Below are 26,932 nucleotides of genomic sequence, written 5' to 3'. Positions count from 1 at the left end.
GGACTGCAAAGATACAAACTTTTTCCAAACTCACAACTTTTTATCCAATTTAATTTTACAATTATTTTAAATAAAAAATACTTTGTTTTAATTTGCTTCTTTTTAAAGTGATCCTTAAATCATGCCTGTCTAAAGGCTCTTCTGCGCTACCTAATTACTCTCGTTTTCAGTCCGGCAAAAGTACTCCATCTTTACCTACTCTTCCAAATTTTATTAACATAATGTTTACTTTTAATTCATATTTAAACCTAACTCTCTGAATTACTGCGAGAATAATTTTAAACTAATGTTTGATAAGTTTATGCTAAGTTCCGGAAGGTATAGAATCTGGATCAGAAGCATGTACATTTATATAAAAAGTGTATTCCGGGTTTATGAGAACTTTCATCGTTTTTATGGGAGGTACGTTTTGAACGACTATTTGTTTATATCATACACTACACCATAGTCCCGATAGAAACGGCATCCTTTTTTGTTGCGGGCGGAGCGAAGCGAAGCCCGTAACAAAAAAGATACAGTGGAGAGCGGGATTAAGCTCCTGAGAAAAATTGGAGAGTTTTAGAGTAAGAAGGTTTGGGCTTGTGGATAATGGATTTCTCCTTCGTCGAAATGTCAAAAATTGTGGGAAAGTTTGATTGTAGAAATTTGTTTGAGATTGCTTTATCTCGACAGACTCTCTACCAACTTTGCTTCGATCCTAGTGAAGGCAAATAAAAAAGCAGAGTCTAATTACTCTGCTTTTCTTTATTATATATTGTACTTAAAAATTCTGCGTAGGATTTTTCTAACCTAATGATGTTTGTTACTTTATCTTTTTTGCAATGTAATCGCTCTCATTTCCTAATCTATCAATAGCTTTAATTGCAATTGCATTCAATGTTTTTCCTTCTTTATATTTTGGAATATCTTTTGAAAGTTGATCTAAAGTGAGGATTTCAGTTTCCCAAACACCATTGTATTGAGTGAATAATACCCACTGGAAAACTTCTTTTAAATTTTTACTGCTCCAGCTTGTCTGTACAAAACTTCCGTTATCATTTGTAAATAATGTAGGTATCTGTAATGGAATCGCCTTTAACCAAGGTGTTTTCGGAACTAAAGCTTTTTCTTTGTAAGATCCGTTTTTCAAAGTTGGAAGCATGTTTGCATTTTTTGTTAGTCCTGCAATACTCCAATGGATTTCGCCTGCATCTTTTCCTAAAACCTGTCTTGAAATTTCAATCTGATTTTTAATTTCTGTCGGACGATCCGAAGTTTTAATCTCAACAGTATTTAAACCTGGCCAAAGATGACGATTCATCGTATTTTCAGATTTCCACCAGTTTAATAATGTTTCAAAAGGCTGTCCTTTCGATTCGATCGGCCAATATAATTGTGGCGAGAAATAATCTACCCACCCTTTATTTAACCATAATTTTGCATCTGCATACAATTCGTCATATTGTGAAGAACCTACAATTCCTTCAGGATAGCCCGGTTTCCAGATTCCGAACGGACTGATCCCGAATCTTACATAGTTTTTTTCTGCATGAATTTCTTTATAAATTCTTTCAACAAATTTATTTACATTATCTCTTCGCCAATCTGCTCTCGTTAATGTTCCACCACTACTTATATAAGCATTCCACGTTACATTATCAGGGAAATCTGCGCCTTTATTGTAAGTTGCATAAGGATAAAAATAATCATCAAAATGAACTGCATCAATATCATATCTTTTCACAATGTCTTTTACTACATTGGAAACATGTCCTTGTGTTTTCGGATCAGCCGGATCAAACCAATACATTCCGTTTTTTAATCTAACAACAATATCCGAAAGTTTGTTGACCATCGATAAGCTATTCGGGGAACCGCCATTTGTATGATGAGCTCGGTAAGGATTCAGCCAAACATGAAGTTCTAATCCTCTTTTATGCGCTTCATCAATCCAGAATTGTAATGGATCGTAATTCGGATAAGGTGCTGCACCGGTCTGTCCTGTCAAAAAATATGACCATGGTTCAATATTACTTGTGTATAATGCATCTGCAGACGGTCTTACCTGGAAAATTACGGCATTGAAATTATTATCTTTCAACATATCCAACATAGAAATTGCTTCGGCTTTCTGTTGATCAACTGTTAAATTATTCCTTGAAGGCCAGTTGATGTTTGCTACACTTGCAATCCATGCACCGCGGAACTCTCTTTTAATCTCAGGAAGCGTGGTTCTGAAAGTTTCATCTACAGGAGGTGTTGTTACAGGGCTTGCAGTTGTAACGTTTGTTGGATTGGATATATTATTGCCAGGTTTTGTTGTATTTTTTGTTGGAGTTGATGCTTTCACAGCATTATTCTGTGTGGAACAAGAAGTAAATGTTGCAAAAAGACCCGATAAAACAATCAGCTTTAGTTTATTCATTTTCATAGTCTGCAAAACTACATTAATTTATTTTTTTGAATTTAAAAATTACGATAATAAAATGAATTTTTAATTATAGACTTATTTAAAATTTTACTTCATGTGGTTTAAATCGCAAAGGCACAAAATTATAATTAAAGATCTTGTTTTAAGGCGCAAGGAATTTATCTGCAATAAAATTTCACAATACAAAATTTGCTAAAAATCTGTCACATCGAGATGATCGAAATGTTCTTATTTTTAGAAATGTATGAAAATTAAGTTTGGCTAAAGCCAACTTTGTTATTCAAATATTAAAAGCGGACTAAAGTCCACTCCTATTGAATATTAATTTACGTGTGGAAAATTTAAAACAAAAAAGCCCTGAAGAATCTAGATTTGAATATATATATTTAAGAACAACATTGCGATCTCGGAACCGCTTATTATTTTTTCATATGCGACAAATCTTTTGCTCCATGATGTATCAAAAGGATATGAATTTCATTTAAAGAAACTATACGGTAAATTATCCTGTAATTTCCTTCAAAGATTTCTCTAATTTTTTCATCATCAATTTCAGCAACTTTTTTCCCAATGATTTTTCCTGTCTTTAAAATCTCTGTTTTATTCTGAATTTTTTCAATTTGAAATCTGGCATATCTTTTTGAATCTAGACTTATAAAATCATAAATTTCTTTCAAATCAGTTTTTGCTGATTTCAACCATTTAACTTGAACCATCTTTCCATTTCATTTTTAAGTTCCTCTTCATCGATAGTTTCATTGTCTTCAGATTCCTTTTTTCTGATCTCAATTTTTTCTATCATAATTAATCTTTCAATTACCTCATCAATACTGATCTCATCTGGAAATTCATCAATTTGTTTATGAAGTTTTTCTTTAGTAATTGTCATATTCTTAGTATTTCGCTTGTGCTAATTTAATAAATAAAAAACAAAAAAAGCCCCGAAAAAATCGAGGCTTTAGTATATTTAAGAATCTGGGATTATGCTTTAGCTCCTCTTTCAACTCTTTTTCTTTCTTCTTCAGAAAGTAATTTTTTTCTCATACGGATGAAGTTTGGAGTCACCTCGATTGCTTCATCAGCCTGGATATATTCCATACATTCTTCAAGAGAGAATAAGATTTTTGGTGCAACACCTGTATCTTTATCTTTTCCTGAAGCTCTCATGTTGTTCAACTGTTTAGCTTCTACGATGTTTACTACCAAATCTCCCGGTTTATTTTGTTCACCGATAACCATGCCTGCATAGATTTCCTCACCCGGATCAACATAGAACTTACCTCTATCCTGTAATTTAGCGATAGAATATTCAGTTGCAGGACCTTGAGTTTTGCTGATCAATACTCCATTACTTCTTCCCGGAATAGCACCTTTAAAAGGCTTATATTCTGTGAAACGGTGTGCCATGATAGCTTCACCTGCAGTAGCTGTCAACATCTGAGAACGCAATCCGATCAAACCTCTTGAAGGAATTTCGAATTCCATGTGCTGCATTTCTCCTTTAGTTTCCATAATGTGAAGATCACCTTTTCTCTGAGTTGCCAAATCGATAACCCTTGAAGCATATTCTTCAGGAACGTCAACAACTAAAGATTCGTAAGGCTCACATTTTTCTCCGTCGATTTCTCTTAAGATAACCTGTGGCTGACCAATTGTCATTTCATATCCTTCTCTTCTCATCGTTTCAATAAGAACTGACAAGTGAAGAATACCTCTACCGAATACTAAGAAAGTATTTGCATCATCAGTCTGCTGAACTCTTAATGCTAAGTTTTTCTCTAATTCCTTGTACAATCTTTCTTTCAAGTGATTAGAAGTCACATACTTACCGTCTTTACCGAAGAAAGGTGAATTGTTGATAGAGAACGTCATGTTTAATGTAGGCTCATCAATTGCAGTTCTTTCCAATGGCTCAGGATTTTCAAGATCTACGAAAGAATCTCCGATCTGGAAAGCATCAAAACCTACTACAGCACAGATATCACCTGCCTGAACTTCAGTTACTTTTTTCTTTCCTAAACCTTCGAAAACGTATAATTCTTTTACTTTTCCTTTTACAATTTTACCGTCTGCCTGAGCAAGACCGATCCATTGAGATTCCTTAAGCTCCCCTCTTGTTACTTTTCCGATCGCAATTCTTCCTAAGAAAGAAGAATAATCCAAAGAAGTAACCTGCATCTGAAGATTTCCTTCAGATATTTTCGGTTCAGGAACATATTTTAAAATACCGTCCAATAATGGGAAAATATTGTCTGTTTGTTCTAATGAAGTGTTGAACCAACCTTGCTTAGAAGATCCGTAGAACGTTGGGAAATCCAATTGCTCTTCAGTAGCTTCAAGATTGAAGAATAAGTCAAATACCTGATCGTGAACCTCGTCCGGACGACAGTTTGGCTTATCTACTTTATTGATAACCACTAATGGTCTTAAACCTAATTCCAAAGCTTTCTGAAGTACGAATCTTGTCTGTGGCATCGGTCCTTCGAACGCATCCACCAACAAAATAACTCCATCCGCCATTTTCAATACTCTCTCTACTTCTCCACCAAAATCGGCGTGACCAGGAGTATCGATTACGTTAATTTTAGTGTCTTTATAAGTAACAGAAATATTCTTGGATAAGATCGTGATCCCTCTTTCTCTTTCAAGGTCATTGTTATCCATAATTAATTCCCCACTCTCCTGATTTTCTCTGAAAATATTGGTAGCGTGGATGATCTTATCAACCAAAGTAGTCTTACCGTGGTCAACGTGTGCGATAATCGCAATATTTCTAATGTTTTGCATAAAAGATTTTTACGGGTGCAAAAGTAGTGAATTTTAATGAATTAATTAAAATGTTTATGCAATATTTAACAATTTCATAATGAGAATTTTAGATCATTTATCCGGAAAACCGTTAGAAAAACCGTAAACGTTGATTTAATTATCTGCCTGTTTTTTATCTTTTTTCAAAAAATAACTATAAAAACAAATAAAGTTATTAATCAAAGTATAATTTAAGATCTTTTTTTCCTGAAGTAGTTATCAGTAAAAAAAAGTAGCTGATTACCATTATATTAATGAGAAAACTATCTTAATAAACATTTCAGTTATTTGCAAGAGAAAAGGTACTTTTCATAAAGTACCTTTTCAAAGTTTATATTTTACCGGCAATTAATCTTTCAGAGATTTGCCTTTATTATAATCATTCAAAATATCTAGTTCTCATTCATTTCCGGCCATGCAAAACCATCAGTAGCATATCTCATTGTATCTAATATATAATGGGAGTTGATTCCCTGTATTGTAGTACCCATACAAGCTACATAATCATATACTTTTTGCTGATGAATGCCAAAGTCCGGCAAGTTTTCATGAAGCAATACAAACTCCGCTACATCCTTATCGTTAATGCTTTTAGCTTGTATACAAGCTTCTTCCAGCGATATATTATGTGTTTTTTGTAAAATTAAAATAAGGTTAATTACTTCAGAATCCAATCTTAGCTCTTTCGGTAATGAGTAAAAGTCGTTTTGCCACCCTACTATCCTGGACGCCAAAGCAGTAAGCCGTTGTATTACCGGATGTTCATAAATATTTTCAGGCAAAACAAAGCCTACTTCCAAAGCAGACCAAATAAAGAACGGATACATAATTATTGAATACTCCCGCAATATCATAAAATATTCCAGTGGGGGCGAGCTTTTTGTTGATTTGTATGGCATTTCTTCTTCGGCACCATATTTTACACAGCGTTGCAAAGTTTTTGCAAATTGTGCCATCCATTCTGCCGGCATAAGTGCAGAAAATTCATCTCTTATAATAGCCATTTGGTGGAACCATGATTCTTCATCATTCAATGGTTCTGAGCCTTTAAGTATTTCTATTAAACGATCTAAAGCTAATTTTGCATCTTCACGGGACAAAAACTCAAGCTGATCATCCAAAATAACAATTTGAGCAAGAAATCTTGTACACGGGATCAGCTGCTCATAACTTATAGTTGGAGCCATCCTGCCTGTGCATAAATGAAATCCCATTTTCTTGTATTTTTCCCTTTGCTTTAATGTGAGGTTGGTATAGTCATTATCAATCCATTTATTCAGCTCAACACCTACCTGTTCTGAAAAAGGATTAATACGGTTTGGCCATGGATAATAGTTTAATGGTAAATAATCTTGTGGATTAAAGTCTTCCGCTTTCATAATACTATAAATATTTATATTAATGTACGTTTTGATTAAGTCTTTCTTTTAATTCTAATGCGCTTGGAAATTCGGTTTTATTATAACGATCAAGTTTAGTTGAAATATTCTTCCAGCCGCTTAGTACCATGCTCATATAATGTATCCAATTCACAACAGCATCTTGCCAGATACCAAAGTCGGGTAAGGAGGCTTGAAGAGAAATGAATTCTTTTAAGTCTTCATTATGCAGACGCAGATCTTCTAAACATGCTTCTTCAAGCGAAATTTGACGCTCATGCTGTATTACTTTCACGATATTATAATAAATACTGTTAGTAGCTTCATCTTTTGCCACAGATTGAATTTCGTTAAAATAAGTTACCAAATGGCAGGCAAGAGCTTGTAAACGGCGGATTACAGGATGTTCGTGAATTTCCTGAGGAAGAATGATGCCTGTTTCTACTTCTGTAAGCTGTAAAAACGGATACAGACAAATTGAGTTTTCTCTTAATGCAATGCATTCTTCTACAGTAGGGAAAGTTTTCTGTTTTTTATATGTAAGTTCTGTTTTCAATCCTGTAAAATACCTGTCAATCATTTTTGTAAAACGGGAAATTGATTCTTCCGGCACAAACTGTATTAACTCTTCTCTGAGAGAAGCCAGCATTTTACCTAATGGTATGCCTGAATCTTCACCACTTATTTCACCTTTTAGCACTGCTATTGATTGTGTACGGACATGATCAATATTTTCAGGCTCACTCTCTTCATAAAGATCATCGTTGTAGAGAGTCCACAACATAAGTCTGCAAATAGGTCTGAACCGGTCAGGCGAAGCTGTAGGAAACCATTGTGCAGCAATATGTGCCGTTTTAGTTTTCTTGTATTTTTTGCGAAGACCGGAGTTTTGCTCGTAGAGCCAGAGGTATTCTCCATCAATCCATTGATTTTCGGTGATTTCCTGCAGTAACTCTGCGTTAGGATTCTTTAAAGTTGGGAAAGGATACTTAAACTGATTGTTAAGTAATTCAAATGTGTTCATAAATTTACTTTTTTCAATTTTTATATTAGGAAATAGTGATCTACAGCTTGTTCCTAAATGGATCAGGCTGATGTATAAAAGATTTTATTATAAATCAAACAGGCATATAAAAGCTAAAGGCCTTTACTTAAAGTACTGCCCGATTTAAAATTTTATCTTTTCGTAATGTAGAGGTGAGAGATATGGATGGTTCCAATCTCAAATCAATCACTTTGACGGTAAAAACAAAGGATTGATTTAACAATGCAAATCTATTTTAATATTGATTAAGGTACTCTGTCTATTATGAGGATTGGGAACATTCGGACAGAGAATAGTTTTTAGTGCAAATTTTTCATTATTTAATATTTTTATGGTATTGGTTTCTGGTACTAAATTAAACTTTTTTCCTTCACTACCTAATTTTTTTTTCTGTAAATCTTATATTTATGTGGTACCTGTTGTATTATGGTCATATTTATAGGAAATACTATAAAAAAAATGCTTAATTGTTATATAAAATTCGGATTTCCTTCTTTCTTTTTCTACAATTTTGTCTTTATTTACACTTGAAATGGGGAACTGTCAGAAGATATTTATCTCATTGCTAATATCTTTATATTGTAAAAATACCTTCAGATATACTCATATTTCATCAACCTGTATAATATTACAAGATCAATTAAAACAATCAGCCCAAACTTTAACAGAAATGATTTCTTTGAAATTTTATGCCTGAAAATCAACATTCCTGCAATGGCCCCGATTGTCCCGCCAAGAAAAGAAATTTCCAACAAAGTATTTTCGGATATTCTTCTCTGATGTTTAATCGATTTTTTTTTGTCTAAACCAAAAATGATGAAGCTGAAAAGATTAACGGTTAATAATAAATAAAACATAGAAGCAAATCTAAAACAAAAAAATATTGTTAAAACAAGATTCTTTAACTTTGTAACATTCAATAAACACAACCAATGACAATAGAGGATCTCGCAGGAAGCTATTCTGTACAAGGCAGTAATCAGGAAGATACAAACGACATTTCTTATGATGGCATATTAACTTTATCGATTGATAAAAATAACCGTATTGTTGCTCAATGGATAATTGGCTATCAGATACAAAACGGCACCGGTTTTTATAAAGATCAGATTTTAGTTATTAATTTTAATTATGAAGGTCATGATCATCAGATTTACAAAGGTGTAGCCGTTTATCGCTGTATCAGTAAAGATATACTGGATGGATTCTGGTCTGAAAAATATGGGAATCCTCTGTATTTGGGAAGTGAATATTGTGTGAAGATTAACTCTGAGTTTTTAAACTAATATCTTTAATAAATAGATTAGAATCAATACCAAAGCCTGAGAAAATTCTCAGGCTTTGGTATTGATTACTTTTTATGATTAGGGTTTTGCTGTTTTCCCTTATCACCCTGGTTCTGTGCATACTGCTTGTTTACACCGTTTGCTCCTTTGTTGGCATTTTGCATGTTTGCTTGATTTTGCTGAGGAGTGATTTTCTTGTTCATTTTTTTATTTTTAAATTGGTTAGAATAATATTTATTATTTCCTGTGTCGTCATTTTATTATCTATATTTATGATGAGATCATAATGAGAGTCAAGAGTATAATCGATACCATATGCATTTTCAAACTGCTTTTTAAAAGCGTCGTTTCTTTCGCTTACCGTATCGGAAGTTTCATTCGACCTGTCTGCTTTTTTGAGTCTTTCAATGGCATCTTTCTCAGAAATTTTCAGAAAAACGTGAAAAGCATCATTAATGAATTTAAATCCTAACCGGTAGTCAATAATTAAGTTATCTTTTTTATTACAGTCATTGGAAAATTCCCTGTCAATTTCTTTATCCAGTTCAGGATTCTTAGTACACTTTCGTTGAAACTCAACGATACTCAAGCCTTCCCTTTCTGCTCTTTTTCTAATTGAATTTCCCAAAGAAATAAATTCGTAACCTAATTGTTCCGCTAATAATTTGCCTACCGTACTTTTTCCTGAAGCAACTTCACCTGATAATGTAATTTTTGTTTTCATAATAATAATTTTTAACGTTATTCGTATTTTAATCCCACTGATAAAGACCTCCCCTATCTATAAAGTTTTTATAATTATAATCCATCTGAGCATAAGCATTCTGAATTCCGGTTTCCAATATTGGATCGCTGTATTCCTGCATCCCTTTTTTATTTGTGAAAAATCTTCCCGCAGGATCTATCATTACATAACTGTCTTTCATTTCGGAATTATCTTCTGTAACCATGATCTTTGCATTTTTTAAAGATTGATGATTACTGATAAACTGGTTAAACTGTTCTTTATCAATCACAAAATCATCTATATGAGCATCATTCTCTCCTTTCATTGGCAAAACCTGAAATACTTTCCAGCGTTTTGGCTGAGCATAATCAATTAAATCCATCAAAGACTCATGATAATTCAAGCGATGAACGACAGTATTGATTTTTAACTGATAACCATATTCCTTGATTTTATCAATCAGTATTTTATACGATTCAACAGACATCGGTTTTTTCCCTGTAATTGCTCTTCCGGAATTAATATTAGTTTGATCATTAACACTGTCAATGCTTAGAATGATCCAATCTAATTTGCCTTTATTTTTCACTAGAAAATCATCATCAAGCCTAGTTCCGTTGGTGACCATCATTGTGGTAATACCAAGTTTTTTTGCGGTACTTATGAGATCGGAAATCCACCAGCATAAAGTAGGCTCTCCTCCTGCGAATGTTATTTTTTTAAACCCTAGTTTTCCCATCTCTTTTACAAGCTCAATAGATCTTTCCTGAGGCAAATGCCCTTTCGGAAGTATTTTTTTCGCATTCTGAAATGTGGCAAAACAGAATTTGCATCTCATATTACAAGGTTCCCATAAGTGATAATTAACAGAAGGTATAATTCCTTCAAAATTTGTTTTCATTGTTTATTTTAATAATATTTCGTTATGCTGTACTATCATCAAAACAAAATCCGAAAAACAAAAAAATGCGTTTCCCAAAAACATCATGGGAAACGCAGTAACAAAAGCTTTTTTTTGAAGAATAAAAGCGGTTAGCTCACCACTTTTTTTATGTCATTCTGGTAATTTTCTGACACGGGTAAATAATGACATTTTGTCTTTTCTCTTTCATCAAATATCATAATTTCTACCATCTCGGTTTGTTTATGATAACATTTGATGTATTTTTTATTCACCCGAAATGATTTATGAATGGTCACAAACTGACTTTTCAGAAGACCCTTTTCTTCCATTTTAGAGAAAGAAAAATCAATAAGGTTTTCAGATTTACGGTTAATGAAATGAATCTGTTTGTTGTTGGATTCAGATCCGGAAAGCTTATCCGCACACAGATAGACGATATCATCAATAAGAATCATATTTCTTTTTGTCTTATTAAAATCAAGATATACATACTGAAGTTTAGAAAACAAATTAATTTCCTGTAAAAATCTTTTGAAACTTTTAATAAACTTTTCTTCCGTAAAAGGTTTAGTGATATGATCTACACATATTTCTTCATCACGCTTGAGATTTTCCATATCTTCCACATAATCCGCCGTATTGATACTTGCAAAGAATACCGGAATTTTAAGTTCCTGTGCAACCTCCATTCCTGTCATGCTGTCATTGCCCAAATCCAGATCTGCAACCAAAATATCAGGTTGGACGGTTTTAAGTTCCTCGAAAAAATGATCTGAACTTTTACTTTTCAGAATAATCCGGATGTTGGAAATTGTATTGAGATAGGTTTCCAGCTTTTCCAGTTGCTTGGTGTTGTCTTCGAGGAGGGCGATGCGGTAGGTGTGCATAAATGTATTGTTGCTAAAAATTAGATTGTTGGTAATTCAACATCTAACTGAAAAATGTTATGATATTCCAATTCTTTTTTTGAATATAATACTTCTAAATTTAAAGTTCTATTCTTACTTGATACTTTTGGATAAACTATTATAGCATCTAAGATTTCATTCTTTTTTAATTCTAAATCATGAAAAATAGATTTCATTCTCGCATAGGCCGCTACTTGTCTTACATCTTCAATCTCAATTGATTTATTGTCGTAAGCTTTATATTTAACATCTATGATAGCTTTATATTTATTATCATTTAAAACAATGTCTGGAATTCTACCTGAGTATTTTTTTTGATAATAAACACCTTCTTTAAAAGCGCATCTTAATAATTTAAGAACATGAATTTCAAATAATTTACTCATATTAATCCAGTAGGGATATGTTTTAACCTTATCACTAGTGGTATTTGTAATATTAAAAGAAGATCTCTTCAATATAAGATTTGCTATTTGCAAAGCATTTTTATACATCGCAAAAAAAGGATTATTATTCACAATAATCTCTTTTCTAAATGTAGAATCACATTGTACCTTTTCTAAAGAAGTTTTTATGAAGCCAACAGTGCTTTCCAAGTCATTAATAATATTTAATTGCTTAAATTGATTTAAATAATTTAAACAAAACTGAAATGTATATTTTAAGAATTGATTTTCTTTGGTATTAATTCCAAATTCTTGATAGCGACAATACGTTTTTGTATATTTTAAATTTAAGTGATTCTGTTTGATTGTATCTTTTATCAAGATTTTACCTTTCACCTTTCCATCTAAATTTTCATCAATCCAATAATACCCTTTTTGTAGCCCCGAATGACATATTTTATTGAGGTAAGTTAAAAATTGTATAACTAAAATAGGAGTCAGAAAATCTTCTTTTTGATTTATTTCGATAGGTGGTTTAGAAAAATCAACAAAGTATAAATCTGAAATATCCTCATTACTTTTTACATAGGGTAAACTCTTAAAAAGAATGCTATAAAAATCTACAGAATATTCCTTTTTCTCATCTTCAAACTTCGGCTCAACCATAAATGGCAGATCATCATTCAAATAATCTAAACCAATAAGATAAGATGTATTAAAATTTAATTTATCTTCTTTTTTGCTTATTTCAATACAGTTAATTTCCGTATCAATTTTCTCGCATTGTAGCCTAAATTCGGTTTTATCCAGCAACCAATTATTAATAACAGATTTCCATTTCGAATCATAATCGACAATCGAATTTACATCATGAATAGTTGACAGAAAATTTTCTCTTATTTTAAGAATTGACATCTAAAGTTTTGTAATTTGATATTTCATTAATGATGCCTTTAACCTCATCTGAATTATTTAAGATACCATCTTTTATATATTCGAGCAATATCGGTACGATTTCATATTTAATTCGAAGTGCAAAATCTACATCTTCTTTTTTGAAAAAGTAGCTGTGTCCAAGCCAAATATCTTGTGGACGGTCTTGAAATTCTAAACCTAAATGTTCAGACGCTACCAACTCATCAACTTTATCCTTAATTTCCTTAACAAATAACTTTGAAACAATTTCGAATAATGGTTGCTCAAAAGAATCATCTTTTACAACTTTTGGTAAAACATCATAGAATGCAAATCTTCTGCGCAAAGCATAATCCAGATGACCAACACTACGATCGGCAGTATTCATTGTACCAATGATATACAAATTATCAGGAATTGAGAGTTTATAATCACCTTTTTTATCTGCATACATACTTTTGAATATTTGGTTTCGATATTCCAAAGCATAAATTAATTCACCTAAAACAGATGATAAATTTGCACGATTAATCTCATCAATGATTAAAACATAAGGTTTTTTACTATCATCATTTTTAGCTTTGTCAACAAGTTCTAAAAACAATTTATCTTTTGGAACATAATTTAATTTACCATCTATTGGTTCTGTAACGATACCTCTAATAAAATCTTCGTATGTATAAGCTGGGTGGAATTGAATAATCTCAATTTGATGACTTGTATTAATAAATTCAGCTTGTTTAATTTTATCTGTGCTAACAGTATCAGTAATAGTAAACTCTGCTAAGTCTTTAGCAGCATATGTTTTTCCTGTTCCCGGAGGACCTTGTAAAATTATTTGTTTCTTAAATTCGAGTAGTTCTTTTAAATCATTCATGTCTTTAAATTTTGTAATATCATCATTTTTTATTTCACCTATAAACTCTCTAAATACATTTAAAATTTCAGAGTAATCATATTTATCTGTTGATGTAGATTTGTTTATTGAGGGGTTCTTATGAGAACGTAATCCGAATATAAATTTTCCTTGATTAACAGAAAAAAATAATTGCTTGGCTGCTTTTTGATTTTTATAACTTGAATTGTAAATAGCAAACCACACATGATCACTTCCTTGGTTTTGTGCTCCATCAAAATGAACAATATTATTTTTTGTAAAATCTACAATACCTAAATCTCTTCTAATGTTCTCAATAAGATTTTCTAACAATTTTATAACATTAGCTTTAAATTGATCATAATAAAAGGGATATAGCACTCTAAAATATGAACTCCAAGCATGAAATACATTTTTATCAAACTTAGTAGCAACTTCTTTTTTTAAAGTATCTACTATTTCTTTTGTCAGAGGAGTTTCCTTATTTTCAACTACAAATTCAATAAGTTTTCTACGTAACAGTACAACTGGTCTCTTGTCTGCATCATCTCTATTTCCGTAATTATAATAAACTTTAAGTTTTTCAATTTCGCTTAAATTGTTAACTACATCAAAAATCTCAAGATCATTATTTAATAAACGATTAAAATCAATTTGAAGTTCTACAATATCATTGATTTGTATTTCTAAATTTTGTAGTGCCTCATTTCTTTTTATTTTGAGATCTTCCAAAGTTTTTCCGAATGCAGGAAGTAATATTTTTTCTTCGAAAAGACTAAACTCATTGTCTTTTACAGGATTACAAGTGGATAAGTTACCTGGCAGCCACCATTTGTCTTTTGTCTTATCATAATTTTTTTTATCAGTAGCCTCAAAAATTATTGTAAATTCTCTATCAACCCACCCCTCATAATGATTTTTCAATAGAGAATATAATGGCCTTTCATCCTTAAACATTCCTATCACATCAATTGATTCATTTGATCGACAAATGAAAAAAACATCGCCTTTTTTTGCCGTAATGAAATGATTATATTGTGTAACCTTTGTACTAGCCATCGCTCCTGTTTCAGGGTGCACACTTGCTAAACACATATCCAACATTAACTTATGATCATCAATATTGAAATATTGATTACCATGTGATATTTTTAATATTTTCATATCACTCATTATCATAAATATTCATACTATAATTTTCCAACTCTTCGCTGAATTTGTTTAATTGATCTTTGCAATTTTCCCAATCTGTCATGTTAATTATCTTAATTTTTTCTTTGTTTATTTATGTTCTTTATATTTCGAGTGATGAACGAAGGATTTTTCTAATTGGAATTCGGTGTATTCATCATACAAAGTTTAAATTATTCGAGAAGCTTTGAATTCATATAAATAATCTAAAGCAGTCTTTATAAGCTTGTTATTGTTAGTTTTTTGATTTATTTTAAAATGATTACTTAACGATATCATCCCTATTCTTTTTGGATATATATTTCTCCAATGGTTTAAATCATTAATTGTTAAGTTCGTCAAATGATTTGTATCTAACTTATACTCAATTGAAAAATCACTAAACTCTTTTCTACTTTCATATAAATTTTTAACTCTATACTCATCAATAGTTTTCTTTTTAACAAGTTTAGTCATTCCAATTTCGGAATAAATCCACGGCGAAACAATTTTGTTAATTACATCTCGTGGCCTAACAGATTTGGGAGTATTGATAAAAATAACACACTCACAATTATCAATCATTTGCAATAATGCAGAATTAAGCATCATATGAACATGACTCGATACCTCTAAGACTTTTCGATATATTAATTTTCCATCCTCATCATGACTATACTTTTTATCTAATAGTCTTTGCAAGTTTTCCGAGTACCCCCAAATACATGAATCTATAAAACACTCTAGACCAAATTCTTCTTTTAGCCATCCAGCAAATGCAATAACTAAATTCTCATCAGCATGGGAATGAGAAAGAAAAATATCAGCATTAATTTGTGGAAACCAATTTGACCGCATCTTATCTCCGTCAAGACTTCCATTATCATTTTTAAAGTTATCTAAAATATCTTCTATGATTCTCTGATGCTTACTGGCCGTTTTATTTCCGATATTTAGATAATAGTCTAAGTCATCAAAAAAACCTTTATCAATTTTTTTCAGTTCAAATCCTATATACATTCTTATTCTTCATTATGTGTTTTGTACAATTTTCTATTTTGTGATTTATATATTTAGAAATAGGAATTTACTTGCTTCTCAACCAAACATCTAAAGCAACAACTCTGTCATTACCATTAATACTAGGAAAAACTATATACGCTCCACGACTTCTAAAGCTACCTTTTAAATAAGAATTTGAATCCAAAAATTCTATATAAGGATAGATTTGTAGATACTCGCTTCCTGTAAAATCTGAATATTCTTTTTTTATTGGAAAAATTGCAATATGATCAATATATTTCGCAGCATCTCCTAAACCAAGTTCCCAATTACACCATTTTGATTTAATAGCTTCTTCAGTTGCCAATAGTATAAATTTATGGTTGTCTTTTATTTTTTCTTTGATTCTAACTGCGGTTAGTCCTGATGTAGTTTTAGGCATCCCTTCATCTAACCAATCGACATAAACTTCAACACCAAAACTTTTTAAAAAAGCAATTGCACCTTCTAGTTCTTGGACTTCATCGTGCTTATGGGATAAGAATATTTTAGTTTTATAAAGTTTAGACTCATTTTTAAATTGAGTAAGTATTGAATTTGTTGTTTGATAAGAAGATTTTAGAGATGGTCTATATCCTTTTAATTTAGATTCTGTTATTATGCTCATATTATCTTACTGTTTTTGTTATATTATATTCATAATTTTTATTTCTTATCTCGGTTGCCTTATCCAAATATTTATTAGGATCAATTTTAAAATTTTCCCACGTTACTGTTTGAATATATGAACTATCACCATAATAAACTTTTGAACCATTCTCACAATTTGCAATTGTAGGTGATTTCTCATTAAACATATTATCTTTTAAGATTTGAAATAAAAATGATGTATTTAAAGATCTACAATTACAAACACTATCATATGTTACGTAATATGAATAGCTACCAAATTCGTCAGGAAGAACAAGTGCTATAATTCCATTTGATAAACTAGTTCGATTATTTCTTGTATACTCTTTAAGAGAATAAGAAATTTCCCAAGGAATCCACTGATCTTTTTCTGCAGTCCATATTTCTTTCATTCCTTTTGATATCAATACAATTGTAATAGAACTATCATAAATCTTATCTCTTAATTTCGAGGCTATATGATCGTCAGAAAAACCAGCTAAACTTTCTCCATCATTTTCACCTTTATAGATGTGATCTTCATTACCTAAAATAACAGATAATTCATTCACGTAATGTCTAACTGTTGTTTGAACTTTTTGTCTTCCCCAAAAAGTACCATCATATATATTTAAATCTTTAACCTGTGCATCTGCATACTTGTATGAAACAAAAACTTTTCTTCCCATTACTTAGCTATTTTTTTTATAATTGCTACAATTTGATTTACAGACTTAGCTAAATCATCCTTGTCTAAAGTAAGATTTGACAAATCATTAAAAATTTCTTCTTCTAAATTATTTTGTGCGAAGTCTTTAGAAATTTCTTCATAAAGTTCTTTAGCCATAAAACCTGTGTATGATATTGGCAATGGCACTAACCCATGTTGTATCGCAATTTCAAACTCTCTTCTAACGCCACCTGCATTTATAGTATTTCCTCCTTCTATTTTATTTCCAAATAGAATTATTGAAACGCCCGCACGAGAAATCATGTTTTGTCGATATTCTTCCCATAAGGTACCTAAATCTTTACCTCCAGACGGAAACTGTGGAAACGGTTTTAAAATCAATTGATTTTCAGAAAACTTTTTTGGATTGGAATAAACAGCATCTAAAGCACCGTTAATAACTGCACTTCCAACACCTAAGCCAAAACCGTTTACTACATTGTAATTATTTTTTATTAATTCTTTGGAAAGCAAGTGAATAAAATTTTGAGCTTCTGAAGAAGTAAAACCTCCATAATCTACAGCACTCCCTGAAATAAAGACTGAGTGAGAATTATATCTTTTTTCTATTTCTTTTAATAGCAAACTTAAATCAGAATAGTTATCGATGAGTATTGTTTGTACTCTATATCTTTCCAGTTCTTTAATAAACAATTCTTGCTTTATTTTTTCATACTCATATTTATCTTGGTCATTTCCCCAATCACTAAGTGACGTTCCTTTCATTACACAATAATGATCTTTACTCTTGTCACTATATCTATGAGTTAATCTCCCAAAAATGTAATTCACATTAGGATCGGTAAAACTGAACCCTACAAATAAAAATGATTTAGATATCAATTCAGAATTTAAAATTGAAATAAATGGCTCATGAGTATAATAATATTTTTCATAATCTTCTTTTAACAAAACTGCTTCGTTTGCATGATCCTTATCACCATGCATTTTATAAAGAATACATGATCTATTTCCTCTATTAATAAACAAATCATCAATATTCTTCTTAACATCAATCTTTTTATTATTTTTTAGATGAGCATCTTCGATCAAATCATCATAATTTGTCGTCCATATTGTATTAAATGGTAATCTAGCTATTATTCTGTGATTCTCCGTTTCAACATCATTATCTGTAAATTCATCAACAATCTTTTCATTAATTCTAGTTCTATTGCTATTTTTATTTTTATGAAATTGAGCAATTGAAATTAAATCTGTTTCGTCAGCAATCTTTAATCCTAATTCGTCAGCCAAATCACTTAGTAAACCTTTCCAGTCTACAAAACCAGCAGCTTTTGACATTCCTGCACCGAGCAGAATTGTTGCTGTACCTTGTCTTAGTTTAGTTACATAATCATTAATAAATGCATTAATTTTTGTTTCAGTAAAATTCATAAGTTGAGTTTTTTATGGTTAATAATTTGTCTTTTTAATTGTTATTCCCAAATACTTTTTAGTATTTACAAAGGAATTTTAATATTGAATTAATAATATTTTTTGATATGGTTAATATTTAGTTAGCTGGTAAACCCAACTTATCAAAGAATGCTCTATTTCGCTCCTTCGCCATATTAAGGAGTCTATCATAGGATATAACTTCTATATAACATTTATAGGTCTTGTGGAAACCAAAGTAACCCATTTTATCGGACGTAATCTGTAGATCTAAAATTCCACACCGTTCTATTACAGAAGAGGTCAAGTCACAAATGACGTAACAAAATCCCGGTATGTTTTCAGAATTTGGAATCGGTCTTCCTGTTTTTGTTAAAACTTTACCATCTCTAATTCTTTTTAAATATCCTAAAGCTTGTTCAACAGGATCTTTTTCTTCTCCAGCTTTAGCATCATTTCTCATTGGTCTTTTAATTTCAATAACAGTGATAGATGCAAGAGGAAGAGAATCAGAATCGTTAACTAATAATGGATTATCATAAACATTCAATGCTAAAAAGTCAGGCTCTTTCGTTGAGTTTGAATTAGTAATTGATGCAGAATGAAGAGTTTTGTCAGAACTAAGGTAATTGTGGAATGCTAATCTTTCATCCATCAACCATAAATTACTGTCATCAAAAGTTGTTATATCACTTGTAGTTTGCATTGGCATAATTAATTTATGCAATACTTCTTCCTTTGAATAACTTCCTGTTTCATTTTTTGCAATTGCGACTGCTAGCAAATCAAGAATTACTTTTCTGTGAGTAACATAGTTTGCTAAATCGTATTTTTTTACGTCGCTAGCTTTTGATAAGTATTCTTCAATCCGTTTGCTATAATCTTCTTTGTTTTCAATAGATTGAGGAATAAGTAAATTATGCCCTTCCGATATTAATTCAGATTCAATAGTCATTAAATGAGAATGTAATTTCAAATCTAAATCACGATCTGAAATATTAGGATCAACATACATTTCATTTCCTGGAATTCTCCCGATAATAGATTTATAACGAGGAGCTTTATGATCAACAAAATAATCTACTTTTGCTAATCCCTCCATTTTACTTTCGGCTAAAAATGGTTCTAAAAACTCTCTGATTTTACTCAATGTGTTTTCTCTTATTTCTGAAAACGAAATTTCCGTCTCTGAAAATATTCCATCAATATTTTCGGGGATTGTAAAGTTTAATCTTTCCTGACCCACATTTTCAGTAAGAAAGTCAGAAGTTACAAAACATATATAAGCAAAATTTTCATTTTCTTCCCTGAGAAATCCGTATAGCCCAGGAACTCTTCCGATTAGATTCTCTTCTTTTACTACTCTGTCTGCTGCGCCGTATTTTATTGCGTGCTTATTTTGTTGTGTAGATTTTAACTTTAAATGGGTGATTTCAAACTTTTCTTCATGTATATAAAATTCATCTTTTTTAGAAGCATCAATCATTAAATAGTCGAATTCTTTTTGCAAGGAAACTGATTCATTACCATCAATTACAATGATATCTGGAGCTCCGCCTATTCTAATAAAATACCATAGACAATGTTCCAATATATTTCTAGCAATTGTTTCAATAGTTTTCGGTAAATAAACTAAATACTTTTTATATATATTATTCAACAAAATTGATGTTTCTCGCATATTGGAAATCGATTTATTGCTCTTTTCATCGGAAATATCATTTTGAATATTAAAATGAAATGATCTCTCATACAATTCATTTTTCTCCTCGAAAACACTTTTAATTGTTGCACTTTCAAAAGCTTTCAACCATAATAATCTCCCTATACCTCTGCCTCCCAAATCTATCTTAAAATCAGAATCTAGTGTTTGAAAAGACTTGAAATTGTCTTTATTAAAACCAATTCCATTATCAATGATTTCAAAGCCGTTAATTTCAGACTTTACATCATCAAAAGCAGATGTCTGTCCAGATCTAATGACTTTTATGGTAATTATTCCTTGATAACTTTCATTATGCTTTTTTAATTCATCAATAGAATGAATGGAATTCACCACTGCTTCAAAAACAGGAAATAGTGCATTCGTAAGTGGCAAAGTTGTATTTCTAAGCCTTCCTTTTAAACTGGTATTCAAGCTCATAGTTATTAGTTTTAGTTTTTTATTTTAAGCACTCACTTCTTTCCCAACCGCCAACAGCTATAACAACAAACTTTATATTTGTCTGAATTATGTTTTTTTTATTAGTCATCAGTTTTAGTTTATGTTATTTTTTACTTCATATTATTTTCTCAAACACCCCAATCACCTTAAAATTCATCGTCTCCTCATCCCTCAATACAATATGTTCAAAAGCTTTTGTAGAAAAAGGCTTTAATGTAATTTCTTCATGGTGCCATCCTTCATTATCGGTTACTTTTTTACTGAAATATTCTTTTATGGTATAATTGGCTCCTGTTTCACTATCAAAAATTTCACTTCCTTCAACTAAGGTTATCAACCCATTGCGGGTGCCTCCTGAATATTTTTTGAACAAACACAAACTACCATTTGGAATGACTTTGTTCATCGATTCTCCCACGACTTTACAGACGAAGTATTCAGCGTGATTGGTGATGTTTTTTAATTCGATATATTTTATTTCTTCTACTGATTGCAAGTCTGAAAATTGTCCTGCTGCAATCGCAAGGTCATAGTAAGGAACTGTAAATTCATTCGGAACATCAACTATAGCGTAGTTTTTCACCTCATCATTCGAATTTTTAAATGACGGAATAATCTGTGCAAAATATTTTCTCAAATTAGGATTGCAGACATAAATATATGTCCCTTCAATTCCTCTGAGTAATATGGTTTTATAAATATTGATTATGTAGTTTAACAAAACCTGTTCATCTTTAATGGTATTTTTACCACCTTTATCTTTATAATTTTCGTTTATAACAGTAAATTTCTTATCAACGAAATCATAATCAAATTCAGGACCTATAATTACTCCTGCATAGTTGAGATCATAGCCTTGAGTAGTATGAATACAACCGACTTCGTTAATAGCATTGGCTGAATTCACCCAGTCAATTTCTGTTCCATTCCATTGTAGCGAAATATCATCAATTACAATATCAAGTTTTGATCTATCATTTTTGGATATCCATTCCCAAGCAAATCCAGCAACCATTCGAGATAAACCCTTTTGGTTTTCTTTTATTTTTATTTGGTCAATCATCTCATTGAGATCATCGAACATTTTAAAATCATAAAAGCCAAAAACAGCTTTTGTTTTTTTAGATTGTATTATATCTCCATCAAGTAACTGATGAATAAAATCAACATATTTATTTCCTCCTTTAACTCTAAACTGAGTCTTTAATTTCCTAACTACAGTATTTTCTTTCTTTTTTAGCAATTCAAATTTTTCTATTAATACATCAGTAGGTTTTATGGATTGCATCCAATCGTAGAAAATAATAGCCTTTTTTGAACCATACTCTACCAAGTCTAATTCATCATAAGTTTTTGGATCAAAATTTACACGTTTAAAAGCATCATCAAAAGATTTATAATTAACCAGATTTTGCCTTCTTCTTAAACGATGCCCTTCATCTACAATTAATAAATCATACTTCTTCTTCGTTATATCAGAAGGACCAATAACCATTTTAGAAGATAATCCTTTAATATTTTTAAATACATTAGATATCGTTTTCCTAAATGAAGTCATTGGAATTACCAAAGCCATATTTAGATCACCATATTTTTCCTTTACCAATTCTAATAAATGAAACAGATTTTTATCTTCCTCATCAAAATCTGAATAATTAAAATCACTTAAATCGGTTTTTAAAAGCTTAAAAAGAAAAATAGCAAGGATAGATTTTCCAGTTCCTGCACCACCTTCTATTAAACTCACTTTTGCTTTATCATCAAGAAGGCATTGGAGAATCATTTTGAGCCCCGCAATTTGTTCTTTAGATAATGACTTATATGGTGAATATTTAAACAAGTCAGAGTTATCAATATCGTTTAGAGAATGTCTGGCAATTCCCATACTTTTCAACTCAGACCAAATATTTTTAAACTGTTCCCAATACACTTCTTTTTTCTGATAAAATTGGTGATTAGAAATACCTAAATTTCCGTTTTGCAGAGAATATATGCCGTCTGCAGAGATGTACTTAATAAGATTTGATTCGACATCTAAAGTTGCAGATTTATTGAATTTATCGCTTAAAATTAAATTAACCGTACTTAATTTTTGTTTCTTTTCGGTTTTAGAATGCACTTTTAATCTGTTGATAACATCTGTTGTTTCACCTACATAAGCTTCTTTGGTTTTATTTTCTTCTAAAAAGTAAACCAGTGGCCAATTAAGAAATTGATGATGATTTTCAATGATTTTAGATTCCAGATTATTGTCAAGGGGATATTTTTGTATAGAAAAATTCATTATTAAAAGTTGATACTACAATTCGTTATACTTAGTTGAATTTCCTTTTGACTTATCAACCGGATATTTTTCTGCATTCTTTTTTATCTTATCTAAAACGATTTCCTCAATATTCAAATTATGTTTGTCTGCTAAAAGTAATGCATACATCAATACATCTGCAAGCTCCTCTTTAAGCCTATCATGTTTAAAATCTTCATTTCCTTTCCAAAGAAATAATTCTAATAGTTCTGAAGACTCAACAGATAAAGCCAAAGCCAGATCTTTCGAATTATGAAACTGTGCCCAGTCCCTTTCATCTCTGAATTTTACAATCTCTTGTATAAGCTCACTAAAATCATTCATATCTTATAATTTATAAATAATAACAAAAACTTAAGCTTTCCAAAAAAATAATTAAAGTGTTTTAATTAAAAAAATTAAAATTTTAAAGAACGAAATTATCTAAGGTATTATAATACGGTTTATAATCGTAAATAAGCTATTAGTTTTGTACAAGAATTCAAATATAGCTAAAAAACCCATTTTCACCTTTATGGTTTCCCATAATTATAAAATTTTTCACATAAATAGGATTTTTACAAAAAACCTCCACCCTTCCGGATGGAGATTTCATTTAAATCAAAGTGTAAGCTCCCAGATACGCACTATTACAAGCCAGCGTCTCCTTCACATTGTTAAAAAATACCCACACCTGAATTTCCTTTCCTGCATAATAACTCGGCAAGGTCACCTCTGCAGTCAGCTCACTTCTCTCAGCAACCGATTGAAAAACCTCAAACGTTCCCAATTCCTCACAGTAACAGACTGCATTGGCTTTGTCTGCGGCATTTGCATTTCCCTGAACAGAATTATCTTCCCATGTAAGCTTTACAATATTTCCGGTTTGTGGAACAGCGGTCACATTCTGAAAACCTGCCAAATCTCCTTTGGTGATCAGTACTTTATTGTACATCAGTTCAGGGACGTCACCCACCATTTGTATCGCTTCATTAATCGTATAGGAAACTGCCATATTCACCCTGGATTTTGATCCGCTTCCTGATCCGAAATATTTGTTCTGAATATTTTTAACAGGTTGCAAAAACCCGATCACCAGTTTAAATTTTACCTGCTGCATAAGCTGCTTATCGCTTGGCGGTCTTGAGCTTGGCTTTGGCATGCTTCGGATAATGTCCTGTCCGCGCCAGTTAGCCCCTACAACCGTTCCTACTTTTCCTGAAAATCCTCCAAGGATTCCTTTTACTATTCTTGCCATTTTTGTGTCATTTTTTGGTTAACAGAAACGAAGGTATAACGGAAATTCTCATTTTCAATCACCTGTGAAAACTATGACCGGTTTTGACGTCTTTTGACCGGTTTTGACCGGTATTAAAACCCATTTCTTCGGATCATGTTCGGGTCTTCTTCGGGTCGGCTTCGGAAAAATGGGATTTTTTCCGAAGGATTGTCGAAGGACACCCGAAGGATTTTCGAAAAAACTTTGAGATGATTTTAATTTTTGTTACTGATTTTTTTTAACCAAGTTTCTTTAAACTTTTTATTTAACCACAAAAGTCACAAAAGATGAGCTAAACTTTTATTTAAAGTTGGTGACTATAAAAGAAAAAGATCACAATAGTTTTTAAAAAATCTTCGATTTTTATTCTTTTGAGAACTTTAAATATTCTGATAAAGCTTTATGATGATCTTTTGTGACTTTTGCGGTTAATTCTTAAAGTAGTTTAACTAGGTTTATTAAAAAATTTAAGAAGTCAAGATGTATTAAGAAAGGATCAATGAGATTTTTTTTGAGAGTATGATGGTATTATTTGGCTTTTAGCCTTTTTGTTGGAAAATCGCAAAGGCGCTAAGATTTTTGCTTGATTTTATGTTTTTAAGGCGCAAAGCACTTCGACAAGCTCAGTGTGACAAATGATCCGGCAAACATTTCGCATTAGAACATACTCAATTTTATCGCAGATAAAATCTTTGCGCCTTAAAAACAGTATTCCTGATGATCAATTTGCGCCTTTGCGATTTTCCAACAAAAAAAAGTTCAAAAAAGAAAAAAGCATCAAAGATGCCTTAATCATTCTTAATCTCTCCAATTCCTTAATGGTTCAAAAAATTAGAAAATAAAAAAATGCCCTCATTTTCTGAGGGCAGTATTGAAAAACGATTTGGGATAAAATATTTTCCTTCCAATTTTGATGTGCGGAATATTCTGTGATTTCCTAATCCGGAACAACGTGCTGTCGCTGATGTTCAGTAGCCTTTTGACATCGGCGCTGTCATAATACTGGGAATCGGTTACCTGATTTTGTTTGAGGGTGTCTAAAATTTCGGCAAAGACAGCCAAAACAGTGGGCATTAACTGATCATCACAGACCTGAAGATTGGGTTTCTTTTTCATCTTAATGGGTGTTTAGTAAATGAAACGAAATGATTTTGTGCTATTTTTTATTTCAAACGTAAAAGAAATAAAAGATATTGTTTGGGGCTGATTTTTAACAGGATAAGCAAATAAATTACACTTTTTTAAAAATTAATTTATTTTGTTTTATCGTAGAAAATTATTTGTTAAAATATAAAATATCAAGAATCAGAATATCTTAATAACAAGAAAATATAAATATTATTAACCATCAATTATTTTATTACTAACTGTCTGTAGCATCTATTTTTTGCAGATGTAATTATTTTTTCTAATTTCGCCTCAAGATTTTAACGAAAACAAGCGTAAGCTGTTATTTTAGTTAGAGAAAACCGCGAATTTTCAAGACAACTTAAAAATGACAGACTTACGCCCGTGTATCCATATCGGCACGGGCTAAGTCTCTCTGGTTGTCGGGTTCTTCGCGGTACCTCTCTAACTGACTGACTTTTGCTCCGTGCTTTTTTATGTTAAAACAATTTTCCAACCTAAAGGCAAAAAACTGCATCTTACTTATTATACGACATGGTTTGTCGTGTGTAGGGACTAGCTTTGCCAAATAAGTTGAAAACAAACCTTAAAATTATAAATAATAAAAAAATAAAACCATGATTAAAAAAAATGACTTTCAGACAAATTCTGTTTACAACAATAACATTTCTTTAAGAATGGGGTCTCCCCTATTTTCTAACGCGAAACTCTTCATAATTTCGGACACAAATAATAACTAAAAACTTAACACTAAGAATGAAAAGACTCTATGTGACTGCACTTTCGATGTGCACGGTTCTGGGTATTGAGGCTCAGGAAACACAGGTGGTCTGGCAAAAGGATATCAAATCCTCAACACAGGATTTCCTTTCCCAGGTCACCACAACAATTGACGGGCAGTATTTGATTACAGGAAGCAGTATTCAAAGCAGTAAGCTTCAGGCAGCAGGCAGTAAGCAGAATAATGGTTACGATTTCCATTTGGTTAAACTGAATCAACAGGGCGATGAAGTCTGGGAGAAATATTTCTCAGGAAAGAACCATGATTTTTTATCGGCAACGGTAAATACTCAGGAAGGAGGTTTCCTTTTGGCAGGCACTTCGTACAGTGGAAAAGGGCTTGATAAAAAAGAAGAATCCAAAGGAGGATCGGACATCTGGCTGATCAGAATTAATGAATTCGGGGATGAATTGTGGCAGAAAACGATTGGTTCTACAGGAGATGAAGAAGCCAGATCGGTTATTCAAACGACCGATTTCGGGTATTTTGTTGCGGGAAACACCACCCTTCGAGAGCCTCAGGGTTTAAAAGGTTACGGATCCAAAGATATTTTGGTTGTAAGACTGGACAAAAACGGGAAAGAATTATCTCAGATTGTTTTAGGCGGAAAAGGACTCGATGAAGTTGAAAAAATGATCCCTACAAAAGATGGCGGAGCTTTACTGGGAGTTTATTCAAGAAG

At 31.6% G+C, this 26,932-nt stretch carries 23 protein-coding genes and 1 pseudogene; 2 read left to right on the top strand and 22 right to left on the bottom strand.

The window, feature by feature from the left end; genetic code table 11:
- Positions 1–802 precede the first annotated feature (802 nt).
- The 7 genes from ABD940_RS22490 to ABD940_RS22460 form a co-directional block, all read right to left on the bottom strand.
- Entirely contained in the window at positions 803–2,410 is a 1,608-nt protein-coding gene (locus tag ABD940_RS22490) for a glycoside hydrolase family 10-like protein (RefSeq protein ID WP_425550381.1), read from the bottom strand.
- Between the two features lie 419 nt (positions 2,411–2,829).
- The gene (locus ABD940_RS22485; RefSeq protein WP_345208762.1) at positions 2,830–3,108 is read right to left on the bottom strand and encodes a type II toxin-antitoxin system RelE/ParE family toxin; all 279 of its coding nucleotides are present in this window, start codon (positions 3,106–3,108) and stop codon (positions 2,830–2,832) included.
- Positions 3,105–3,299 (bottom strand): hypothetical protein, encoded by a 195-nt coding sequence (locus ABD940_RS22480; protein WP_345208760.1) that lies wholly within the window; start codon positions 3,297–3,299, stop codon positions 3,105–3,107. The genes ABD940_RS22485 and ABD940_RS22480 overlap by 4 nt, the downstream gene beginning before the upstream one ends.
- A gap of 92 nt (positions 3,300–3,391) precedes the next feature.
- Positions 3,392–5,197, bottom strand: a complete 1,806-nt coding sequence (gene typA / locus ABD940_RS22475; RefSeq protein ID WP_345208758.1) for a translational GTPase TypA — start codon at positions 5,195–5,197, stop codon at positions 3,392–3,394.
- Between the two features lie 413 nt (positions 5,198–5,610).
- Positions 5,611–6,597, bottom strand: coding sequence for a terpene synthase family protein (locus ABD940_RS22470; protein ID WP_345208756.1), 987 nt, complete (start codon positions 6,595–6,597; stop codon positions 5,611–5,613).
- A gap of 19 nt (positions 6,598–6,616) precedes the next feature.
- Positions 6,617–7,621, bottom strand: a complete 1,005-nt coding sequence (locus ABD940_RS22465) for a terpene synthase family protein (protein WP_345208754.1) — start codon at positions 7,619–7,621, stop codon at positions 6,617–6,619.
- Positions 7,622–8,235: 614 nt separating this feature from the next.
- Positions 8,236–8,499, bottom strand: coding sequence for a DUF1294 domain-containing protein (locus tag ABD940_RS22460; RefSeq protein ID WP_345208752.1), 264 nt, complete (start codon positions 8,497–8,499; stop codon positions 8,236–8,238).
- A 75-nt stretch (positions 8,500–8,574) separates the two neighbouring features.
- On the opposite strand from ABD940_RS22460, the gene ABD940_RS22455 reads away from it, so the two are divergent.
- Positions 8,575–8,928: a hypothetical protein gene (locus tag ABD940_RS22455; RefSeq protein ID WP_345208750.1), complete on the top strand. Its 354-nt coding sequence runs from the start codon at positions 8,575–8,577 to the stop codon at positions 8,926–8,928.
- Between the two features lie 65 nt (positions 8,929–8,993).
- Here the strand turns inward: ABD940_RS22455 and ABD940_RS22450 are convergent, their stop codons facing one another.
- The 15 genes from ABD940_RS22450 to ABD940_RS22380 form a co-directional block, all read right to left on the bottom strand.
- Entirely contained in the window at positions 8,994–9,131 is a 138-nt protein-coding gene (locus ABD940_RS22450) for a hypothetical protein (protein ID WP_345208748.1), read from the bottom strand.
- Entirely contained in the window at positions 9,128–9,652 is a 525-nt protein-coding gene (locus ABD940_RS22445; RefSeq protein ID WP_345208746.1) for a cytidylate kinase family protein, read from the bottom strand. Before ABD940_RS22445 ends, ABD940_RS22450 begins: the two co-directional genes overlap by 4 nt.
- A 28-nt stretch (positions 9,653–9,680) precedes the next feature.
- Complete coding sequence (locus ABD940_RS22440) at positions 9,681–10,556, bottom strand: viperin family antiviral radical SAM protein (RefSeq protein ID WP_345208744.1); 876 nt, start codon at positions 10,554–10,556, stop codon at positions 9,681–9,683.
- 131 nt (positions 10,557–10,687) lie between these two features.
- Positions 10,688–11,446, bottom strand: coding sequence for a LytR/AlgR family response regulator transcription factor (locus ABD940_RS22435; protein ID WP_345208742.1), 759 nt, complete (start codon positions 11,444–11,446; stop codon positions 10,688–10,690).
- Positions 11,447–11,466: 20 nt separating this feature from the next.
- Complete coding sequence (locus ABD940_RS22430; RefSeq protein WP_345208740.1) at positions 11,467–12,768, bottom strand: 5-methylcytosine restriction system specificity protein McrC; 1,302 nt, start codon at positions 12,766–12,768, stop codon at positions 11,467–11,469.
- Positions 12,755–14,809 carry an McrB family protein gene (locus ABD940_RS22425; protein ID WP_345208738.1) on the bottom strand — a complete coding sequence of 685 codons (2,055 nt, stop codon included), beginning with the start codon at positions 14,807–14,809 and terminating at the stop codon, positions 12,755–12,757. The genes ABD940_RS22430 and ABD940_RS22425 overlap by 14 nt, the downstream gene beginning before the upstream one ends.
- 195 nt (positions 14,810–15,004) lie before the next feature.
- Positions 15,005–15,835, bottom strand: coding sequence for a toll/interleukin-1 receptor domain-containing protein (locus ABD940_RS22420; RefSeq protein ID WP_345208737.1), 831 nt, complete (start codon positions 15,833–15,835; stop codon positions 15,005–15,007).
- A 67-nt stretch (positions 15,836–15,902) separates the two neighbouring features.
- Positions 15,903–16,484, bottom strand: a complete 582-nt coding sequence (locus ABD940_RS22415; protein ID WP_345208735.1) for a TIR domain-containing protein — start codon at positions 16,482–16,484, stop codon at positions 15,903–15,905.
- Between the two features lies 1 nt (position 16,485).
- Positions 16,486–17,175, bottom strand: coding sequence for a TIR domain-containing protein (locus tag ABD940_RS22410; RefSeq protein WP_345208733.1), 690 nt, complete (start codon positions 17,173–17,175; stop codon positions 16,486–16,488).
- The gene (locus ABD940_RS22405) at positions 17,175–18,614 is read right to left on the bottom strand and encodes an SIR2 family protein (protein WP_345208731.1); all 1,440 of its coding nucleotides are present in this window, start codon (positions 18,612–18,614) and stop codon (positions 17,175–17,177) included. Before ABD940_RS22405 ends, ABD940_RS22410 begins: the two co-directional genes overlap by 1 nt.
- A gap of 118 nt (positions 18,615–18,732) precedes the next feature.
- Entirely contained in the window at positions 18,733–20,757 is a 2,025-nt protein-coding gene (locus ABD940_RS22400; protein ID WP_345208729.1) for an ATP-binding protein, read from the bottom strand.
- 136 nt (positions 20,758–20,893) lie between these two features.
- Positions 20,894–23,062, bottom strand: coding sequence for a DNA/RNA helicase domain-containing protein (locus tag ABD940_RS22395; RefSeq protein WP_345208727.1), 2,169 nt, complete (start codon positions 23,060–23,062; stop codon positions 20,894–20,896).
- A gap of 15 nt (positions 23,063–23,077) precedes the next feature.
- Positions 23,078–23,407, bottom strand: coding sequence for a nucleotide pyrophosphohydrolase (locus ABD940_RS22390; protein WP_345208725.1), 330 nt, complete (start codon positions 23,405–23,407; stop codon positions 23,078–23,080).
- 271 nt (positions 23,408–23,678) lie between these two features.
- Complete coding sequence (locus ABD940_RS22385; RefSeq protein WP_345208723.1) at positions 23,679–24,320, bottom strand: DUF6266 family protein; 642 nt, start codon at positions 24,318–24,320, stop codon at positions 23,679–23,681.
- 873 nt (positions 24,321–25,193) lie between these two features.
- Positions 25,194–25,457, bottom strand: coding sequence for a helix-turn-helix domain-containing protein (locus ABD940_RS22380; protein ID WP_345208721.1), 264 nt, complete (start codon positions 25,455–25,457; stop codon positions 25,194–25,196).
- Positions 25,458–26,225: 768 nt separating this feature from the next.
- Here ABD940_RS22380 and ABD940_RS22375 point away from each other — a divergent pair.
- Positions 26,226–26,932: pseudogene (locus ABD940_RS22375) on the top strand (T9SS type A sorting domain-containing protein); the annotation flags it as partial.

It is taken from the genome of Chryseobacterium ginsengisoli, from assembly GCF_039542325.1.
Classification (GTDB): Bacteria; Bacteroidota; Bacteroidia; order Flavobacteriales; family Weeksellaceae; genus Chryseobacterium; species Chryseobacterium ginsengisoli.
Note: the sequence above shows the minus strand (reverse complement) of the source record. Positions and strands in the feature narration are given on the sequence as shown.

Coding starts and splice junctions, on each gene's coding strand:
- ABD940_RS22425 (WP_345208738.1), bottom strand. CDS start 14,809: ATGAAAATATTAAAAATATCACATGGTAATCAATATTTCAATATTGAT.
- ABD940_RS22410 (WP_345208733.1), bottom strand. CDS start 17,175: ATGGGAAGAAAAGTTTTTGTTTCATACAAGTATGCAGATGCACAGGTT.
- ABD940_RS22480 (WP_345208760.1), bottom strand. CDS start 3,299: ATGACAATTACTAAAGAAAAACTTCATAAACAAATTGATGAATTTCCA.
- ABD940_RS22405 (WP_345208731.1), bottom strand. CDS start 18,614: ATGAATTTTACTGAAACAAAAATTAATGCATTTATTAATGATTATGTA.
- ABD940_RS22400 (WP_345208729.1), bottom strand. CDS start 20,757: ATGAGCTTGAATACCAGTTTAAAAGGAAGGCTTAGAAATACAACTTTG.
- ABD940_RS22470 (WP_345208756.1), bottom strand. CDS start 6,597: ATGAAAGCGGAAGACTTTAATCCACAAGATTATTTACCATTAAACTAT.
- ABD940_RS22390 (WP_345208725.1), bottom strand. CDS start 23,407: ATGAATGATTTTAGTGAGCTTATACAAGAGATTGTAAAATTCAGAGAT.
- ABD940_RS22440 (WP_345208744.1), bottom strand. CDS start 10,556: ATGAAAACAAATTTTGAAGGAATTATACCTTCTGTTAATTATCACTTA.
- ABD940_RS22430 (WP_345208740.1), bottom strand. CDS start 12,768: ATGTCAATTCTTAAAATAAGAGAAAATTTTCTGTCAACTATTCATGAT.
- ABD940_RS22445 (WP_345208746.1), bottom strand. CDS start 9,652: ATGAAAACAAAAATTACATTATCAGGTGAAGTTGCTTCAGGAAAAAGT.
- ABD940_RS22420 (WP_345208737.1), bottom strand. CDS start 15,835: ATGTATATAGGATTTGAACTGAAAAAAATTGATAAAGGTTTTTTTGAT.
- ABD940_RS22415 (WP_345208735.1), bottom strand. CDS start 16,484: ATGAGCATAATAACAGAATCTAAATTAAAAGGATATAGACCATCTCTA.
- ABD940_RS22450 (WP_345208748.1), bottom strand. CDS start 9,131: ATGAACAAGAAAATCACTCCTCAGCAAAATCAAGCAAACATGCAAAAT.
- ABD940_RS22460 (WP_345208752.1), bottom strand. CDS start 8,499: ATGTTTTATTTATTATTAACCGTTAATCTTTTCAGCTTCATCATTTTT.
- ABD940_RS22395 (WP_345208727.1), bottom strand. CDS start 23,062: ATGAATTTTTCTATACAAAAATATCCCCTTGACAATAATCTGGAATCT.
- typA (WP_345208758.1), bottom strand. CDS start 5,197: ATGCAAAACATTAGAAATATTGCGATTATCGCACACGTTGACCACGGT.
- ABD940_RS22455 (WP_345208750.1), top strand. CDS start 8,575: ATGACAATAGAGGATCTCGCAGGAAGCTATTCTGTACAAGGCAGTAAT.
- ABD940_RS22465 (WP_345208754.1), bottom strand. CDS start 7,621: ATGAACACATTTGAATTACTTAACAATCAGTTTAAGTATCCTTTCCCA.
- ABD940_RS22380 (WP_345208721.1), bottom strand. CDS start 25,457: ATGAAAAAGAAACCCAATCTTCAGGTCTGTGATGATCAGTTAATGCCC.
- ABD940_RS22490 (WP_425550381.1), bottom strand. CDS start 2,410: ATGAAAATGAATAAACTAAAGCTGATTGTTTTATCGGGTCTTTTTGCA.
- ABD940_RS22435 (WP_345208742.1), bottom strand. CDS start 11,446: ATGCACACCTACCGCATCGCCCTCCTCGAAGACAACACCAAGCAACTG.
- ABD940_RS22385 (WP_345208723.1), bottom strand. CDS start 24,320: ATGGCAAGAATAGTAAAAGGAATCCTTGGAGGATTTTCAGGAAAAGTA.